Here is an 18026-nt window from a genome sequence, read left to right as displayed (position 1 = left end):
ACTTACTCGTGTTCTCAGGTAATACGTAACTATGGATATCGTCGTCATTACGACCATCATCACTTCTCTTTTTGTTGTAATCGGCGTGGCGGAACCGCTGGCCGCGCGAATGCGCCTGCCTTACAGCGTTATCCTCGCCGTCCTAGGGATAGTGATCGGGCTTGGCGCGACGTTCTTTCTCGACACAGACCTGACGGATGCATTGAATCCGGGGGCACAGGCAATTATCGATCTACCGATCCGGTCAGACGTCTTCCTCTATGTTTTCCTGCCCACGCTGCTCTTTCAGGCGACACTCGGCATGAACCTGCGCAGGATGCTGGATGACTGGATGCCCATCCTGATGATGGCCGTTGTGGCAGTAATTGTTGCGACACTTTCCATTGGCTATGCGCTCAGTTGGGCAAGTACGCTGCCGCTGGCCGCCTGTCTGTTGATCGGTGCTATTGTATCGACAACGGATCCCTCAGCGGTTGTCAGCATTTTCCGGTCGATTTCGGCACCGCGCAGGCTGTCGCGAATAATCGAGGGCGAAAGCCTGCTTAACGATGCTGCTGCGATTGCTCTTTTCGGGCTATTCATGAGCTTTGTTATGCTCGGGAGACCCAATCCACTGCTAAGTGAAGCCGTGGGGCAATTTCCGCTGTTGATCGCAGGTGGAGTTCTCACCGGTTGGCTCATGGCGCGCATGGCAGTTTGGCTGATGGCTTTCGTAGGTCGCTGGGAAATGGCGCAGATTTCAATATCCGTGTCTTTGCCGTATCTCGCCTATATCGTTGCAGAACAAAGCGTCGGGGCTTCGGGTGTCATCGCGGTGGTGGCTGCAGGTCTTACGCTCAACCTCACAGGCCCCGGTCGTCTGTCACCGGCCACCTGGACAAATCTGCAAGAAGTTTGGGACCTACTGGCACATTGGGCAGGCGCGCTGATCTTTATTCTTGCAGCCTTGCTGATACCACGATTGCTGGAAGAGGTGCGGCCGTCCGACTTTGGCCTGCTGGTTGTGGTGGTTCTGGCCGCCATGTTCGCACGGGCGGCAATTCTGTTCGGGTTGCTGCCATTGCTTACGGCAATCGGTTTGTCACCTGCTGTCGAACGCCCCTATCGCACCGCAATACTGTGGGGTGGGTTGCGTGGTGCCGTGACGCTGGCTCTGGCTCTGGCAGTCACCGAAAGCACGCACATCCCGCTTGAGACGAAGCGCCTGGTCGGCATTCTGGCCACTGGCTTTACGCTGTTTACACTGATTGTTCAGGGTACAACCTTGCGCATGGTGATCACAAAACTGGGGCTCGACAGGCTTTCTCCGCTTGATACCGCCCTGTCGCGTCAGGTGGTCGCCGTCGCCTTGCAATCGGTTCGCGAGGACATGTCCCGCACAGCAGAAAACTATAACCTGACGCACGATATCGTCAGGAACGAAGCCAAACAGTTTAGTGAACGCCTGGACGAGGCCGTAAAGGCCGCCGAAGACAGTGCGCAGATCCTGGATCGTGACCGGGTCACGCTTGGTCTTATTGCGCTGGCCGGTGCAGAGCGGGACTCTGTATTGGCCAGGATGCGAGAACGCACCATGTCATCGGTTCTGAGTGAGAAGATTTTGTCCGATGCGGATCGGCTCATTGAAGGCGCACGGACTGGCGGGCGGATCGGCTATCAGCGCGCATCAAATCGGTCGGTCGTTTACGGCAGATCTTTTCGGATCGCCGTGTTTCTGCACAACCGGCTTCGAATTTCGTTCCCACTCACGCGTATCACAACGGATAGGTTCGAAAGATTGCTCATGCAACGTCTGATCCTGCAGGACCTCGATGGGTTCGTCCGCGGCCGCATCCGCCGGATCCATGGCCGCCGGGTTGCGGAATTGCTGGATGAAGTGTTGGCGCGTCGATCCGAGGCGGTTGAGACGGCGCTTGATGGTCTGAGACTGCAATTTCCCGGTTACGCCGAAAAGTTAGAGCGACGCTTCATCCAGCGAACCGCGCTGCGCCTTGAAGAACGTGAATATGCGGTCATGCGCGAAGACGGCCTTGTGGGCGAAGAACTTTATTCTGTGTTGATGCAGGAAGTGGCGACGCGACGTACGTTATCTGAAGGACGTCCGAAGTTGGACATCACTCTTAAAGGACGGGATCTGGTCAGGCAGTTCCCACTATTTTCTGATCTCGACAAGTCTTCGCTCAGGAAACTCAGTCGGGCGCTGCGTACCCGATATGCCAACGCGGGTGATACCATCATTTCCAAAGACGAATTCGCCCAGAGTGTATTCTTCATTGCTTCCGGGGCGGTGGAAGTGGAACTCGGCCGGCACACTTCGCGGCTGGGTCGTGGTGAAATGTTCGGGCAATTGGCAATGTTATTGAAACGGCCCCGTCGCGTAAACGTGCGGGCATTGGCACCGTCGACGCTGCTTATGCTCGACGAGGCAAGTTTCCGGCGCTTGCTGCGGCGAAGCAAGGCCATGCGAAACTCTGTCAAGATGAGCGCTGACAAGCGCATGATAGACCCTGCGGTGTTGGATCTGGATGAGGCAGAGGGATCCTCTGAAAAAGGGATCAAATCTTGAGAGATTCTCAATTGGAAAGGAACCGCGAAATAAAAAGTGCTGTTTCACGGGCACCAGTCGGGCCCTGTTTTGTTGAATGCCTACTCCTGTCAGAGACTTGTTCACTCGAAAAAAACCGTCACTACCCTCAAAATCTCGTACAATCGCCCCAGTTTCCGGCCTCTCATTTTCAGAGCGTCAGTCAAGAAGTGCCGCTGTATGAGACGGCGGGGTACGCGATCTGCGAAATTTCACGGCCCTTAGTCGACCTTGAGCTCGGTCTTCAAATGTTGCGGTAGCAGCCCGTATTTCGGACTTTAGCTGCAACCGCAAAATCGCAATCAGTTTGGAGGTCGGGACAGCGGACAAAACGCGAATTCGCTGCACTCTCTGAAACGCCCGGTTTGATCTTGTGGTAGTTCTATGAGGCGGATCGGAATGTGACTTGCTCGGGAATAAATTCTCCGCTTTGGCGGACTGTGCTGTCGCCTTCTCCAACCCAAGAATACTTCGTTTGCGGTTGGGCGCAGGCGCCAGAACGGATTGATACGCCTCTGTTGCTCCGTCCGCGTCACCGGTTGCCATCAACAAATAACCCAATAACTCACACGCAGGTAAAACGTGGCCCGGTGTTACTGGAGCTTTGCCAACCCTGGCCTCGACCTCTGTCGCTTCGCGCATCAATGTAATTGCGGTCTCACGATCCCCGTCCGCATACGCATACGCGATCAAGGCTTCAATGCCTTTGTTTTGAGCCTGGAGAAGGGCGAGCCAGTAACACATCTCACGCTCTTTCATCACCGCGCCAAGTTTTGCCAGCTCAGCAAGTGTTTTCTACGCGGCCGGAACACCACCTGCACTCGCCGCACCAATTCCAATCCCGAACCACCGGATTGCAACCGCTTACGGATAACGGTTCCAACTGACAGCTGTGTGCAACTCCCTAGGCAGTTGCGCTGCAGCGCCCCAATCATCCTGCTCTAGCGGAATACGGGCCGGAGCGTCGGCCGCTGCATGAGCAGTGCCGAAATTGTTCTCCAGATTTGGTTGCTGCTCCATTCTGACCAGCATTTCTTTGGCTTGGTCAACTTGCTCCAACTGCAGGTACGTATTGACACAATAGTCAACTGCATGCGGACAGTGATTGGAAACGTATTCGCCGACGGATTGATGGATGGCCGCCTTTCCGCTGCGCTGGTTCAGCGCGATGGATTCGTCCCGTAACCCCAATCTGGTAAAGATGTGAGTTGGCATGTGAAGAGCATGCGGTACCCCGGGCACAATCGACACGCAACCACGCGAAACCTCAAGGCCGGGGCCTGCCAATGCCGGGTGATCGTAGGCGTGGATGGCATAGTGATTTGCCCTTGGATGGTTTGGGGCATCGGCGCGCAGGGCATCCATCCGCTCACCGGCTTCGATCAACTCCGGCAGGGCATCCGGTCCCTTCGGTGCAACAATCAATTGCGCAAGCGAGGCAAAAGCCCGGGCATCATGATCGTCGGGTAATGCGTCAAGAACGGCCAGTTGTTCAGCAGCCCAAGCTCCAAGCCGGGCCCGATAGGACACATCTTCGCCTTCATAATAAGCCAGAACGGCCTTGATGAAGGCCGCTTCGCGTGGGGTGCCGTAGTCCATTTCAGCAAGCTGAGCGGCAGCAGTGCGACCAGCTGCTGGTTCCTCGGGCGGTGGCCCGCTAGGCCATATCGGGTGGAATTGGTCATCGCGATACCCCATTGCGCCTTTGCACAATCTGGGTCGGTCGCGGCCGATTGTTCAAACGCTATGGCGGACTGGCGATACATCATGTGGTGAAGCAACAGAAGACCGGTCTCGAATGCAACCTGTCCTGCTTCAGTACAGTTGGTTTCGAAATTCACCACCTCAAGTTTCTCATACTGCGCCTGCGCGTTGGAATCCGCAGCCGCGCTCGCCAGCAAGAGGACAATCGCTTTTGTAGGCAGTTTGATGAGTGATCCTCCATTGAACGAAGAGACAACCCGCCCCTAAACGGGCACACAACGGGATTTTTGATTTTCACACGGTTTGCAATCCAATATGTTTGTATTGGGGGCCAAAATTGTGCGTTTCAGCAAACGAAGAGTTGTGAAATCTTCTGAAAACGACCTCGGGGCGGCGATCCTAGATCGCGCGACCGGGCGCATATTTTTCAGAAATGGAATGGAGTTGGAGCTACGTCACCAATCGCGCGAGGTTCTCACATCGCTAGCCCTAAAACCGAGCGAGACGGTGACACGTGAGTTGCTGATCGCAGACGTTTGGTCTGGTCGCAACGTCTCTGCAGACAGCGTCGCCCACTGCATCGCCGAGATTCGGCGTGCTTTGGACGACGGCGCCAAACGCATCATTGAGACGGTTCCGCGCGAAGGGTATCGGCTGATCTTGCCTGAAAGCGTCGAAATCTCGCACCCCAGACAGTTCCCGTTTGGCTGGCAACTTTTGTTTGCTTTTATCGCGTTGGCTTTCTGCGCAATTTCATTCCTAGTACTGCGCCCCACTACACCTTCCAAGCCGCCAGTAATCGCAGTTTTGCCGTTCGAAGATTTCAGCTCAGCCCCGCATCAGGGTTACCTAAGTGATGCGGTAAGCGAGAGCGTCATCATCTATCTGGCGCGGTATCCGCAATTGACCGTAATCTCACGCCGCTCAAGTTTCCAATTTCGCAAAACCGACCTGGGTATATCGGAAATTGCCTCGCGCCTCAGGGCTGACTTTGTTCTCGAAGGCAGCCAGAAATACGACGGTTCTCGTTTGCGGATTACAGCGCAGCTGATCGACAGGGCGTCGTAGGCGTATATCTGGGCGGATGAGATCGACGCACCTCTGGATGCGCTGCTCAAGACAAACAGCCAGATCAGCCGGAAAATCGCCAACGCCGTTGGGTTCAGTGTGATCGACACGGCCGAAGCGCGGATGACTGCCAGCGATGCCAGCGCACTGATGATCGCAAACGCCGCGCAAAGCCGGATCATACGTAACTTTAACCGCGAAAATCTGTTGAAGAACCTTGAAGAACAAGAGCGGGCAATCCGGGACTATCCTGATTCTGCGTGGGGTTATCTTGGTCAGGCCCTCGTAATGCGTGTCGGCGCGCGGCATGGTTGGATCGAAGGAGACGAAGAGAAAACGCGCAAACGTATGTACGAACTCGCCCGCCGGGGCGTGGAACTCGCCCCTAACAATTTCATGGCCCATCACACCATGGGCCGGGTTCTGATGCACAACCGCGATGTCGAAGCCGCCACAGGCGCTTTCCGGCGCGGCGTTGAACTCAATCCATCGTCGTCACAAGTAGCCAATGGCCTGGCTGAATCGCTGATTATTGTCGGCATAACAGATGAAGCACTTGAACTGATCGCCCGATTGGAGCGCATTGATCCGCTCTATAATTGCGGGGGGCAGTGGACCAAAGCTTGGGCTCTTTGTCAGGTAAATGAGTGCGAACGTGCGCTCGATACACTTCAATCGACGCCCTCGATGCCGGTCGCAGCCAATAAAATGCTTACCGCGATTCACCATTGCGTGAGCAATCACGATAAGGCACGTAACGCCATGATGTTTTACCTTTCGGAAAACCCAAACAGAACGGTGTCAACGGAGCGGGACATTAATAGCGGCATGTGGACGGCCCCGGGGGCGCTTGAACGCTGGTTGACCGCTATGGAAGTGACCGGGTTGCCGTCGGATTAATGGCCCCTTTGGTTTATTGCAAAGTCGACATTGGTGCAGCAAACAGCAACTGCTAAGGGCTCACAGCCGACATTGGATCAACGTGCCTTACCGTTTAAACAAAACCCCCTGCGCCTGCTTGTCCCGGTGATCTCCACGCAGTTCGGCGTGTAACACGCGCCCGGATTGAACGCCCGGACGGGCACTTACTGTCTCAAGCCACCGGGCAAAGTGCGGTTTGTCCTCCAACACCTGTTGTTGCCCTTCCCACAGGCTTGCCCAGCCCCAGATCGACATATCCGCGATGGAATAGAAATCGCCCGCGACATATTCATTTTCGGCCAACCGCCGGTCCAATACCCCGTACAGCCGCCCGACTTCGGCGCGGTAGCGGTCCTTGGCATAGGGCAGGTCCTGCGGCGGCTCGAGGTTTGGCGCGTATTTCAGGAAGTGATGCGCCTGACCGGCCATCGGGCCGACGCCGCCCATTTGCCACATCAGCCATTCCTCGACGGCGATCCGGTCACGTTCGGTTTTGCCATAAAAGCGCCCGGTCTTGCGGGCGAGATACATCAGGATCGCTCCGCTTTCGAACACCGAGATAGGTGTGCCATCCGGGCCGTCCGGGTCAACGATGGCAGGCATCCGGTTGTTGGGCGCAATTTTTAGGAACTCGGGGTCGAACTGATCACCCTTGCCGATATTGATCAGGTGGGTGGTGTAGGGAAGGTCCATTTCTTCCAAAGCGATGGACGCCTTCCAGCCATTCGGCGTGGGCCAGAAATACAGATCGATCATGGTGCCTCCTCAGGTTGAGGCGATCATGCGGTATTCTGCGCAATCGGCAAGAGGCGGTTACGAAAGCGTGACACAGGGCAACCGGGCTTGACGGCCAAGAATGCGCGGCGTATTTGCATCGCAGAAGCTACGTGGCGATTTGTTACCGGATTGCGGGCCACGCTAAACAACTCCGCTAAAAGGTCAGGATGAAAGGCCCCTTTCGCTTGACCGCGTCTGGGGTTTTTTTGATGCCCTTGCCAGACAAGGGTCGAGAGGAATGAGATGAGCGAGAGCTGGAACAAACGCACCCAAGCCGTCCATGGCGGCATCCGTCGCAGCCAATACAACGAAGTCAGCGAAGCAATTTTTCTGACGCAGGGCTTTGTCTATGAGACAGCCGAACAAGCCGAGGCGCGGTTCATCGAATCCGGCCCGGATGAGTTCATCTATGCCCGCTATGGCAACCCGACCGTTTCGATGTTCGAACAGCGCATCGCGGCGCTGGAATGTGGCGAGGATGCGTTTGCCACCGCGTCCGGCATGGCTGCGGTTAACGCAGCGCTGACCTCGATGTTGCAGGCGGGCGACCATGTGGTTTCGGCCAAGGCCCTGTTCGGGTCCTGTCTGTATATCCTCGAAAACATCCTCAGCCGTTATGGCGTGGAGGTCACCTTTGTTGACGGTACTGATCTGGACGCCTGGGAAGCGGCGATCCGCCCCGAGACCAAGGCGGTTTTCTTCGAATCCATGTCAAACCCGACGCTTGAGGTCATTGATATCGAGGCGGTTGCCAAACTGGCCCATGCGGTTGGCGCGCTTGTCATCGTGGACAATGTGTTTTCCACCCCGGTTTTTTCGCGCGCGATCGAACAGGGGGCGGATGTCGTGGTCTATTCCGCGACCAAACATATCGACGGGCAAGGGCGTGCTTTGGGCGGTGTCATCATTGGCACCAAGGATTTCATCCGGGGAACGGTTGAGCCTTATCTGAAACACACCGGTGGAGCGCTGAGCCCGTTCAACGCTTGGGTCATGCTGAAAGGTCTGGAAACGATGGCGCTGCGCGTTAACGCTCAGGCAGAGACGGCACAAACCATTGCCGAAGCGCTTGAGGGGCATCCGGCGCTGGAACGCACGCTTTATCCGGGTCTGAAAACCCATGCGCAAAACGCGTTGGTCCAAGCCCAATTGGGCGGCAAAGGCGGAACTGTTCTGTCGCTGGACATCAAGGGCGGAAAGGACGCGGCGTTTGCTTTCCTGAACGCGCTGACGATCCCTGTCATCTCGAACAATCTGGGCGATGCCAAGTCAATCGCGACACATCCGGCCACGACAACACACCAGCGTCTGAGTGACGATCAGAAGGACGAACTGGGCATCACACCCGGCCTGATCCGCTTTTCCGTAGGGTTGGAGGATGCGGGCGATCTGCTTGCAGACATCAAGCATGCGCTGGACCTGTCGCAACGTTAAATTGCGGAAGCGGTTTACCGACAACCGGGTCGAAACTAGATGAAAATGACGTAAGTCATGCGATTTCCGCCGAATTTCGATCCGGGCTGTGTTTTTCAGCGTATAAAGATACACTGGAAAGCAAGCCGAACACGAATAAGGTCCGGCGACCAACCGAGGAACCCGATCGATGAACGTGCACCCCCGCGACATTGAGGATATGCCCGACAATGACGAAGCCGCAGCCGCTCTGAAGACGCTGCGTAAATGGGCCGAGTCCGCAACCGAGGCCGAGATCAGCCAGCTCGACCCGGCAATTGCGCGCATTGTGCCTGGTCTGGTGCCCGTCAATTATCCGTCCCTGTCGCGCGAATACCCTGATGGGTTCACGGTCGACAGCGCGTATCGCGCGACCTTGCCGGATCTGCAGAATGGCCCGTCCAGTCTGATCCGGGGCGCAAAACAGCAAATCCAGCATGTTGGTATCTCGAACTTCCGCCTTCCGATCCGTTTTCATCGCAAGCGCGGCGATGACCTGACGCTGGAGACCTCGGTGACCGGGACTGTCAGTCTGGATGCCGAAAAGAAGGGCATCAACATGTCCCGGATCATGCGCTCGTTTTACAAACACGCCGAGCGTACGTTCAGCTTTGAAGTCATGGAGGCCGCGCTGGATGACTATATGACTGATCTGGACAGCTTTGACGCCCGTATCCAGATGCGGTTTTCCTATCCCGACCGTGTGCAAAGCCTGCGGTCCGGTTTGGAAGGGTACCAGTATTACGACATCGCACTTGAGTTGGTTGAACAGGGCGGAGTGCGCCAGAAGATCATGCATCTGGACTATGTCTATTCCTCAACATGTCCCTGTTCGCTGGAACTTAGCGAGCACGCACGCGCAACACGTGAACAGCTGGCCACACCTCATTCGCAACGTTCAGTGGCGCGGATTTCTGTTGTGGTCGACTGCGACACGGATTGCCTGTGGTTCGAGGATCTGATTGCCTTGTGCCGCCGTGCCGTTCCAACAGAGACGCAGGTGATGGTCAAACGCGAGGATGAACAGGCCTTTGCCGAGCTCAATGCGGCCAATCCGATCTTTGTCGAAGACGCCGCCCGGCTGTTCTGCGCTGAATTGCTGGCCGATCACCATATCGGCGATTTCCGCGTGGTCGCAAGCCACCAGGAAAGCCTGCACAGCCACGATGCGGTGTCGGTTCTGACCGAAGGTCGGACCTTTGTGTCACCCAGTCTGGACCCGCGGCTGTTCACCACCCTGTTCCACGTCGGGTGACGGGGCAGGGTGGATCAATGAAGTATCATTTTTAGACTAAGAGCGGTTTTCCGCCGCAGCGCGGCAATTCATGCTGCATTTGCACGGCCGTTCAAGTAACACTGGTGTGGAATGCAGCCGTGGCAGGCGAATTTCTGTTCGTGCGTCTGCCATTCTGAAAGGAAGCTGAGACGTGCGACGCTCAGGACTTCGTGACTGCTTGATCCGCCCGAAAAATCGGGACGGGCAGCTCAATTCACTCTTTTGCAGGCTGCATCGCTTTCAGAGGAGAACTAAAGTATGAATCCAATTTCCCAACCGCTGGAATTTCAGGCTGCGGCCATCCGAATGGCCGGCTATGCGGTTAGCAACCAAATGAAAATTATGCAGATTTTGACCCGTTCGGCGATGGAACTGCCGTTTGTGTCGGTTAGTGCCTTGCACGCGTCGGCTGCTGCTCCGGCCCCGGCTGCACCCACGGCAAAACCCGCGCCCAAGGCCAAACCGGTCGCCAAGGCAAAACCTGCGGTGGCGGCCAAGCCCAAGCCTGTGGCCCGCAAGAAAGCCGCCGCAAAACCCAAGGTCGAATCACCCAAGCCGACCGCGCCCAAAACGGTGGCTGCTGTAACCAAACCCACACCGGTGGCAGCCAAATCGGCCGAAGTTGCAGAAAAGCCTGCCGTCGCCAAAGGGCAGCCGGCGGCCAAACCCATTGTGGCAGCTAAACCAAAGCCTGCCGTTGCGCCTGCTGTTGCTAGAAAAACACCTGCGCCAAAACCGGCAGCGGTTGCCAAGCCGAAACCTATGGCAGCGAACACCACAGTGCCAAAGACACCGGCCAAACCAACCGCACCCAAGCCGGTCGCGGCGAAACCTGCACCTGCCAAGCCGGTCGCGGCGCAGCCTGCGCCTGCAAAAGCCGATGCTGCAAAGCCCGAGGTGGCACAGGCAGCTGCGGCGCGTCGCCCGCGCGCCCCGTCTAATCCGCCCGCGATGCCAACAACGGCACGCAAAACGGACGGGTAAAACCCGACACCGGCTTGACACAGTCGTGCAGGCGCGCCAACGCTGCGCCTCATGACGGATATGCGCCCGGTTGGATATGTGATTGGCCTATTGGTCGCCATTCTTGGGGCGACCATGCTGCTGCCTATGCTTGCGGACTTCATCGAAGGCCGGGGCGAATGGCACGTTTTTCTGGAAAGCGGCGTCATCACGATTCTGACCGGCGTCATTCTGGCGATGAGCTGCTCGAACGGGGTGGGCGAAGGTCTGACGATCCGTCAGACCTTTTTGCTGACCACAGGGGTCTGGGTCGCACTGCCGTTTTTTGGCGCCATCCCGTTTCTGTTCGGCGAGACCGAACTGCGCTTTGTCGATGCCTATTTCGAGGCGATGTCGGGCCTGACGACGACAGGCTCGACCGTGATTTCCGGCCTTGATGATCTGCCGCAGGGGTTGCTGCTGTGGCGCGGGCTGCTGCAATGGCTGGGTGGCATCGGCATTATTGTTGTGGCCATGGTGTTCCTGCCCGAGCTTCGGGTCGGGGGTATGCAAATCTTCCGCTCGGAAGGATTTGAAACCATGGGGAAAATTCTTCCACGAGCGCAAGAGATCGCGGGCCAGATTTCCCTGATCTACGTCTTTCTGACGATTGTTTGCGCGCTGGTCTACGCAGGTCTGGGGATGGGCTTTTTTGATGCCGTGGTGCACGCGATGACAACGATCTCAACGGGCGGGTTTTCAAATTATGACGCGTCCTTTGGCACGTTTTCTGGCCCGGCAGAATATGCGGCCGCAGTATTCATGATCCTCGCGGCACTGCCGTTTGTTCGCTACGTCCAATTCGCCAATGGCAATACGAGGTCCATTTTCCGCGACAGCCAGATACGGACCTTTCTGGCGACCATTCTTGTCCTGGTGGTCATTATGGCGGTCTTTCTGACCTCCGTTTTCCCGCATCATTGGGAACAGGCTGTTCGGGAATCCCTGTTCAACATCACCTCGATCATTTCGGGTACCGGGTATGCCAGCGTCGATTACATGGGTTGGGGCAGTTTCCCGATCATGATGTTCTTCCTGATCGGTCTGATTGGCGGCTGCGCGGGTTCAACCGCCTGTTCCATCAAGATCTTCCGGTATCAACTGCTGTTTGCTTCGATCAAGACCCAGATCCGCCGCATCCGCTCACCTCATGGGGTTTTTAAGCCGCAATATGATGGCCGTTCGATTGGTCCGGACGTTCTGACTTCGGTCATGAGCTTTTTTATGTTTTTTGTGCTCTCGTTGGGCGTGCTGGCCTGGGCGCTGGCACTGACGGGATTGGATTTCATAACTGCCGTCTCCGGGGCAGCCACAGCGCTGGCCAATGTAGGGCCAGGGTTGGGGGATCAAATCGGACCGGCCGGCAACTTTGCAGGGCTCAGCGACACCGCGAAATGGCTGCTTTCAATCGGAATGCTGGTAGGGCGGCTTGAGCTTTTGGCCGTTTACGCACTCTTCACTGTCCAGTTCTGGAGGAATTGATGAAAAGACCCCTTGGTGCGCAGATTTCGCATATGCTGCGGGATCGCGGAGTGGATGTGATCTTTGGTATTCCCGGCGTGCACAATCAGGAAATGTATCGCGGGATCGAAGAGGCCGGAATCACCCATGTGCTGGCCCGGCACGAGCAGGGAGCAGGGTTCATGGCCGACGGCTATGCCCGTGCGATCGGCAAGCCGGGTGTTGCATATGTCATCACCGGACCGGGGCTGTGCAATATCATGACGCCGATGGGGCAGGCCTATACGGACTCGGTCCCGATGCTGGTGATGTCCTCGTGTCTTGATGAAACGCAAGGGGTGCACGGGCAGTTGCACCAGATGAAAGACCAACGCGCTGCGGCTGAAACCGTGACGGACTGGTCGCATCAAGCCAATACGGCGCAGGCAGCCTACAATCTGGTCGAGCGCGCTTTTGAAGAGTTCGAACTAAACCGCCCGCGCCCAAAGCACATCCAAGTGCCGATTGCACGGCTTGAGGCCGATGCTGATCCCGCACCGTTTCCCAACCAACCTGGTTTACGCTCAAAAGTTCTGCCGCCGGACTTGGCTCCGGTAATGTCCATGCTGAACATCGCACAGCGCCCGTTGTTTATTCTGGGTGGGGGCGCGCGGTCGAACCTGTGGCGACAAATCCTGACGCAGTTGGGTGCGGCCTGTTTTACCACGTATGCCGGGCGCGGAATGGCGGGGTTGGGCTATGCCTTGGACTACGGAGCCATGTTGCCACGACCGGGCAGCGCCGATGTTATCGCTTCCGCCGACCTTGTGGTCGTCGTGGGCGCGGAATTGGGCGAGGTCGACCTGTGGCGAAATGCATTGGGCCACACGGGCAATCTGGTGCGTATAGATGTGGACCCGAAGGTTCTGTCCGATCACCATCGCGCCGCAGTGAAATTACAGGCTGACGGGGAAAGCTTTGCCCATGCACTTTGGGCGGCTATCGACCATGTTAAACCTTCGACGGGCTGGACAGCGGAGGAAGTCGCTGACACGCGCCGCCGTTGGCGGGCCGAAGTGGATGCGGAACGACCGGGTATCGTCCCGGTGCTGGATGCCCTTCGCGCGGCGATGCCCGGCGACACCATGATCTATTCTGACATGACCCAGTTCGCTTATGTCGCCAAAGAGGTTTGGGATATGGGCTATCCCTATCACTGGCACCATCCGACCGGATTCGGCACGCTTGGCTATGCGCTGCCGGCCGGAATTGGCGGGGCTGTGGCGCGCCGAGGTAAGCCTACAGCGGTGATCGCCGGGGACTACGGTTTTCACTATACGATGCAAGAGCTTGGTGCAGCAGTCGAACTGGGCCTGTCTCTGCCGATTATCCTTTGGGACAACGGAAAGCTCAAAGAGATTGAGGACAGCATGGTCCGAGGTCAGATCGCCCCAAATGCGGTTGTCGCGCGGAACCCGGATTTCTGCAAACTCGCCCAGGCCTTTGGCGCGTTGTCCTCTGCGCCCTCCAGTTTGCCCGAGATGCAAGAGGCGGTCCGAGCCGCCTTTACGGCCCCGGTCCCGACACTGATCCGTGTCACGCCGGATATCCTTTAGCCAACAAAAAAGCGCCGCTCGGACGAGCGGCGCTTTGTGCGATTTGGCGCAGAGATCAATCCCAGCAATGAACCAATACGGTCATTCCGGTCGCCCGGCGGCTGAGTTCATTGGGCGAGATTTGCGCCGTCGGCTGACCCGATTGACCGGACACACCCGCCTTGGCCAGAACTTCGTTCAGGCTGTTGGCCGTTGCAGCAAGGCTGACGGACGCGGGCAGGGTGCGTCCTTCGGTCGGGGTTGGCAGCAGCATGCCAACAACCTGGCCATTGCCGTCAAAAACCGGTCCGCCCGCATCGCCGGGCTGGGCCGCCAATGCCAGACGTTTCACGCCGTCTTCTCCGTTCAGGCCGCGCACATCAGCGATCTGACCAAAGGTGAGTGTCGGTGCGCCCAAGGCGCCCTCATAAGAGAAACCCGACACCGCGATCTCAGATTGAATGCGCGGCGCATCGGCGCTGAATTCTGCCACGTTGACCGGAACCAAATTGCGGCTGGGGCGCAGAACCGCCACACCCAGATCGGCATCAGACGAGGCGAGCTGAAGCTCTTGATCGTCATCCAACGTAATGCGTGTGCAGCTGTCAGCGGCCTCAAAAACGGTCAGAACCGTGCCGCTTGTATCAGCGAAGAAACCCGAACGGGACAGACGCGGTGTGCGCACCTGCAGCCCGGACACCAGATCAATCCGCTGCTCGGTATTGGCACCCGCTGATGCGTCCAGCACCGCCCCAGTTGCAGTAAAGTCGGTCTTCATTGCAGCCAGCACTCTGGCGCGCCGAGCATCGTCACCCTCGGGCCAAACCAGTGTAAAGCCTTTGATCTGGCCATCGTCCAGCCGTGCTTCGCTATAGGTCACGATCCCATTACCGCGCCCTTCCAGCGTAAAGCTGTCGCCGCGCAGTTGTCGTGGGCCATCGAGCGGAACGATTTCCAGCGATTGCAGCACCTCATAAAGGGCGCGCAGCGTGGCTTTGTCGCCTTTCTGACTGATCAACAGGGCCTTGGCGTCCAGATCGGTTGTGCTTTTGAAGTGAACCAACGGGGCCTCATAACGGTCGAATGCGATGACACCCAGCGGCAGATCCACATCGATACCGGCCTGCGGGTCGGAGTAACGCTCCATCCCGACGCTCAGAAGGGGGGCGTTAAAGTCGTCAATCAACGCCTTGCGCTGCGCAGTCGTCAGAACGCCGGTAGCCTCAAAGCCATTGAACCGTTGCCAGTCGCCCATGGAGCGCCGCGTGCCTTGGCCAAATGCGCCATCGATCGTTGAATTGTAAAAACCCGCGGCCTGCAGGGCGGTTTGCAAATTCATGCGTTCCTGCGTGCTTAGAAGACGTTCGCTTTGCAACGCTTGTGAGCGTGTCTCGTCAGAGGCCTGCGGTGTTACGCCAACAACCGGCTGTTCCGGCTGAGGTTCAACTGGTGGCGTCACGACGCCCCGATCCAGAATGTTCTCTCCGACCGGCCAGAATTGCTGACCCAGTGCACTAGAAAACGCGATATAGCTGTCCGCAGGGATTTGCCCCTCGGCGCGGTAAACGCTTAGAACCTGTTCAGCATCGGTGCGCAAATATGGCCCGATAACAATGGCATACCATCCAGAGTTCAAGCGAAATCCGTTTACGTCCGGCAAGGTACCGGCATAGGCCCGCGCACGTTCCTGCGCTTCGCGCAGCGAGGGCTGCGCTTCGACCTGCACCCAGACACCTGCGTCCTGCTGTGCAAAAACAGCGCGCGCGCCGATGAGAAAAAGAAACAAAATTGCCGTAAATATGCGAGTCATTGTCTGCCCGTGTCTGCAGTGTTTTATCTTTGCCGGACCCTACGCGAAACAACGTACCGAAAGCCATGCCCGGAATACGGGGAATTTCCAGTGTGGCTGCGCAGTGACAGCATAGGCTTTGCCGCCCGTTGACGCCCAACGGCCCCTTGCATAGGAAGGACAAAACCCAACGGAACCGGGCGCAGTGGCGTCCAAAGGGAATGTCATGACCGACCAGTCCAGCGCACCACGTTCTTTTCAAGAGATTATCTTGCGGCTTCAGACCTATTGGGCCTCAAAAGGCTGCGCCATTCTGCAGCCCTATGACATGGAGGTTGGTGCAGGTACGTTCCACCCGGCGACCACCTTGCGCGCGCTTGGGTCGAAAACCTGGGCCGCAGCTTATGTGCAGCCTTCGCGCCGCCCTACGGATGGGCGCTATGGTGAGAACCCCAACCGGTTGCAGCATTATTATCAGTATCAAGTGCTGATCAAACCCAGTCCGCCGGATTTGCAGGACCTGTATCTGGGCTCGCTTGAGGCGATTGGCATCGACATGACCCTGCATGACATCCGGTTTGTCGAGGATGATTGGGAAAGCCCCACCCTTGGCGCATGGGGTCTGGGTTGGGAAGTTTGGTGTGACGGCATGGAAGTCAGCCAGTTCACATACTTCCAACAGGTCGGTGGCCATGATTGTGCGCCGGTCTCGGGCGAGCTGACCTATGGCTTGGAGCGCCTGGCGATGTACGTGCTTGGCATCGACCACGTGATGGACATGCCGTTCAACGATCCGCAGTCACCAAGCCCGCTTTCCTATGGCGACATCTTCAAGCAGACCGAAGAAGAATACGCCCGCTGGAACTTTGACGTGGCCAACACCGAAGTGTTGTTGCGCCACTTCGAAGAAGCCGAGGCTGAGTGCGCCGCCATTCTGGCACAGGAGCATGACGACCCAAAAACTGGCAAGCGCATCATCATGGCGCACCCAGCATATGATCAGTGCATCAAGGCCAGTCACGTGTTCAACCTGCTGGACGCACGGGGCGTGATCTCGGTAACCGAGCGTCAGGCCTATATCGGCCGCGTGCGGGCCTTGGCGAAGCAATGCGCAGACGCATTCCTGCTGACCGAGGCCGCCGGGTTCCAGGCCTAATGCGCCGCTCAGGCCAGTCCGGGCAGCAAGACCTTAAGGCCAGCCGCGATCATACTGATTGCGATGGCCGACAGGATCATGCCCATGAACCGGCTCATGATAACACGAGCATTGTCAGACAGACGTTTGGCAATGGCTGTGGCGTTCCAGAATGTCACGAACAGCAACAGAAGGACGGCCAGGAAAACGCCAGCGTAAACAATGGCATCTACCGGTTTATGGATGTGGCTCGCATACAGGATCAACGTGGTAATTGTGCCCGGCCCGACAAGGATCGGAAATGCCAGCGGATAAAAGGCAACCGTGTCCGGTTCAGGATAGGATTGCCTTTCCCCCTCGGTTCCGTGATGCGACGTGCTGGGCTTTCCGTTCAGCATGTTCAGGCCAATCATCAGAACGACCAGACCACCCGCGACACGCAGGTCATCGACGCTGATGCCGAACAGGCTGAGCGTTTGACTTCCCACAGCCGCAAACGATGCGCCGAGGATCAGGCAGTAGAGCGCCGTCTTTGTAGCCACTTTGCGTTGCTCAGCCGGGGCAAGGCCGTCGGTGACGCTAAGGAATACTGGCAGGTTCGTGATTGGATTCATGATCGCAAAAAGCGCTCCGAAGAATCCTACGGCAAGGGTGCTGTCCATTTCAAAAGTCTCTTTCCGGCCTGTAATCAATTGGAACCTGTCCTATTTTTACCGATCGTGAAAGAGGCATCGTGAGCAAAAGGAAAAGACAATGACAGGAAAAGTGCTTGCGATCATATTGCTGATCTCGGCGGCGGTAGCCGGTTTTGGGATGTATTACCTGCAGATCTACGGATTTTATTATGACGTGGAATCCAAGCTCGGACAGGACGTCATGTTGATGACTGATGGGGCCGAGGCGCCCACGCCTATATCCTACAGTGCGTTTCAGGCGATTGACGCGGACAGCTCACCCATCCGCTACCGTGCCTGTTTCGAAACGGATCTGACGCTTGCGCAGATTGAGGAAACCCATGTCGCGGTCGAGAATGCAGAGCCGCTGACCGCACCGGGATGGTTCGATTGCTTTGACGCCGTGGCGGTGGCGGATGCCCTGAAATCAGGCGAGGCCAAGGCGTTTCTGGGCGCAAAAAACATTCATTTTGGCGTTGACCGAATTGTTGCGGTTACAAATGGCGGCAAAGGCTATGTCTGGCACGCGCTGAACAATTGCGGCGAAAAGGCCTATGACGGCACCGTGATTGGCGAAGAATGCCCGGATCGACCACAGAATTGAGGATA

At 57.2% G+C, this 18026-nt stretch carries 15 protein-coding genes and 1 riboswitch; of the genes, 10 read left to right on the top strand and 5 right to left on the bottom strand.

The features are described 5' to 3' along the window. Positions 1-31: 31 nt before the first annotated feature. Entirely contained in the window at positions 32-2566 is a 2535-nt protein-coding gene (locus DHN12_RS03835) for a cation:proton antiporter (protein ID WP_108858935.1), read from the top strand. 882 nt (positions 2567-3448) lie between these two features. Here DHN12_RS03835 and DHN12_RS03825 read toward each other — a convergent pair. Beyond that, positions 3449-4282 carry a hypothetical protein gene (locus tag DHN12_RS03825; protein WP_108858933.1) on the bottom strand — a complete coding sequence of 278 codons (834 nt, stop codon included), beginning with the start codon at positions 4280-4282 and terminating at the stop codon, positions 3449-3451. A 35-nt stretch (positions 4283-4317) separates the two neighbouring features. Between DHN12_RS03825 and DHN12_RS24350 the strand changes: the two genes are divergently transcribed. The 3 genes from DHN12_RS24350 (at position 4318) to DHN12_RS24730 (ending at position 6256) form a co-directional block, all read left to right on the top strand. Beyond that, the gene (locus tag DHN12_RS24350; protein WP_159089956.1) at positions 4318-4521 is read left to right on the top strand and encodes a hypothetical protein; all 204 of its coding nucleotides are present in this window, start codon (positions 4318-4320) and stop codon (positions 4519-4521) included. Positions 4522-4726: 205 nt separating this feature from the next. Further along, positions 4727-5356: a winged helix-turn-helix domain-containing protein gene (locus tag DHN12_RS24735; protein ID WP_234416539.1), complete on the top strand. Its 630-nt coding sequence runs from the start codon at positions 4727-4729 to the stop codon at positions 5354-5356. Between the two features lie 99 nt (positions 5357-5455). Further along, a complete protein-coding gene (locus DHN12_RS24730; protein WP_234416538.1) occupies positions 5456-6256 on the top strand; it encodes a hypothetical protein in 801 nt (266 codons plus the stop codon). A gap of 87 nt (positions 6257-6343) precedes the next feature. Here DHN12_RS24730 and DHN12_RS03815 read toward each other — a convergent pair whose 3' ends face one another. Beyond that, on the bottom strand, positions 6344-7033 hold the full coding sequence (locus DHN12_RS03815; RefSeq protein ID WP_108858932.1) for a glutathione S-transferase N-terminal domain-containing protein: 690 nt from the start codon (positions 7031-7033) through the stop codon (positions 6344-6346). A 121-nt stretch (positions 7034-7154) separates the two neighbouring features. Then, a riboswitch (SAM riboswitch) is annotated at positions 7155-7232 on the top strand. A 65-nt stretch (positions 7233-7297) separates the two neighbouring features. On the opposite strand from DHN12_RS03815, the gene metZ reads away from it, so the two are divergent. Together metZ and folE2 are read left to right on the top strand one after the other, a co-directional pair. After that, entirely contained in the window at positions 7298-8488 is a 1191-nt protein-coding gene (gene metZ, locus DHN12_RS03810) for an O-succinylhomoserine sulfhydrylase (RefSeq protein WP_108858931.1), read from the top strand. A 169-nt stretch (positions 8489-8657) separates the two neighbouring features. Then, positions 8658-9761, top strand: a complete 1104-nt coding sequence (gene folE2, locus DHN12_RS03805) for a GTP cyclohydrolase FolE2 (RefSeq protein ID WP_108858930.1) — start codon at positions 8658-8660, stop codon at positions 9759-9761. Positions 9762-10096: 335 nt separating this feature from the next. Here folE2 and DHN12_RS03800 read toward each other — a convergent pair whose 3' ends face one another. Then, positions 10097-10819, bottom strand: coding sequence for a hypothetical protein (locus DHN12_RS03800; protein WP_108858929.1), 723 nt, complete (start codon positions 10817-10819; stop codon positions 10097-10099). On the opposite strand from DHN12_RS03800, the gene DHN12_RS03795 reads away from it, so the two are divergent. Both DHN12_RS03795 and DHN12_RS03790 read left to right on the top strand, forming a co-directional pair. After that, entirely contained in the window at positions 10818-12266 is a 1449-nt protein-coding gene (locus DHN12_RS03795) for a TrkH family potassium uptake protein (RefSeq protein WP_108858928.1), read from the top strand. The genes DHN12_RS03800 and DHN12_RS03795 overlap by 2 nt on opposite strands. Further along, entirely contained in the window at positions 12266-13840 is a 1575-nt protein-coding gene (locus DHN12_RS03790; protein WP_108858927.1) for a thiamine pyrophosphate-binding protein, read from the top strand. Before DHN12_RS03795 ends, DHN12_RS03790 begins: the two co-directional genes overlap by 1 nt. A 55-nt stretch (positions 13841-13895) precedes the next feature. On the opposite strand, the gene DHN12_RS03785 is transcribed toward DHN12_RS03790, so the two are convergent. Further along, positions 13896-15629 carry a serine protease gene (locus tag DHN12_RS03785; protein ID WP_108858926.1) on the bottom strand — a complete coding sequence of 578 codons (1734 nt, stop codon included), beginning with the start codon at positions 15627-15629 and terminating at the stop codon, positions 13896-13898. A gap of 205 nt (positions 15630-15834) precedes the next feature. Between DHN12_RS03785 and DHN12_RS03780 the strand changes: the two genes are divergently transcribed. Then, the gene (locus DHN12_RS03780) at positions 15835-16764 is read left to right on the top strand and encodes a glycine--tRNA ligase subunit alpha (RefSeq protein ID WP_108858925.1); all 930 of its coding nucleotides are present in this window, start codon (positions 15835-15837) and stop codon (positions 16762-16764) included. Between the two features lie 8 nt (positions 16765-16772). Here DHN12_RS03780 and DHN12_RS03775 read toward each other — a convergent pair whose 3' ends face one another. Beyond that, entirely contained in the window at positions 16773-17405 is a 633-nt protein-coding gene (locus tag DHN12_RS03775) for a MarC family protein (protein ID WP_108858924.1), read from the bottom strand. Positions 17406-17496: 91 nt separating this feature from the next. On the opposite strand from DHN12_RS03775, the gene DHN12_RS03770 reads away from it, so the two are divergent. Beyond that, positions 17497-18021 (top strand): DUF6446 family protein, encoded by a 525-nt coding sequence (locus DHN12_RS03770; RefSeq protein ID WP_108858923.1) that lies wholly within the window; start codon positions 17497-17499, stop codon positions 18019-18021. Positions 18022-18026: the final 5 nt, after the last annotated feature.

Origin of the sequence: Ruegeria sp. Alg231-54, from assembly GCF_900143525.1 — a bacterium.
Taxonomy (GTDB): domain Bacteria; phylum Pseudomonadota; class Alphaproteobacteria; order Rhodobacterales; family Rhodobacteraceae; genus Ruegeria.
Note: the sequence above shows the minus strand (reverse complement) of the source record. Positions and strands in the feature narration are given on the sequence as shown.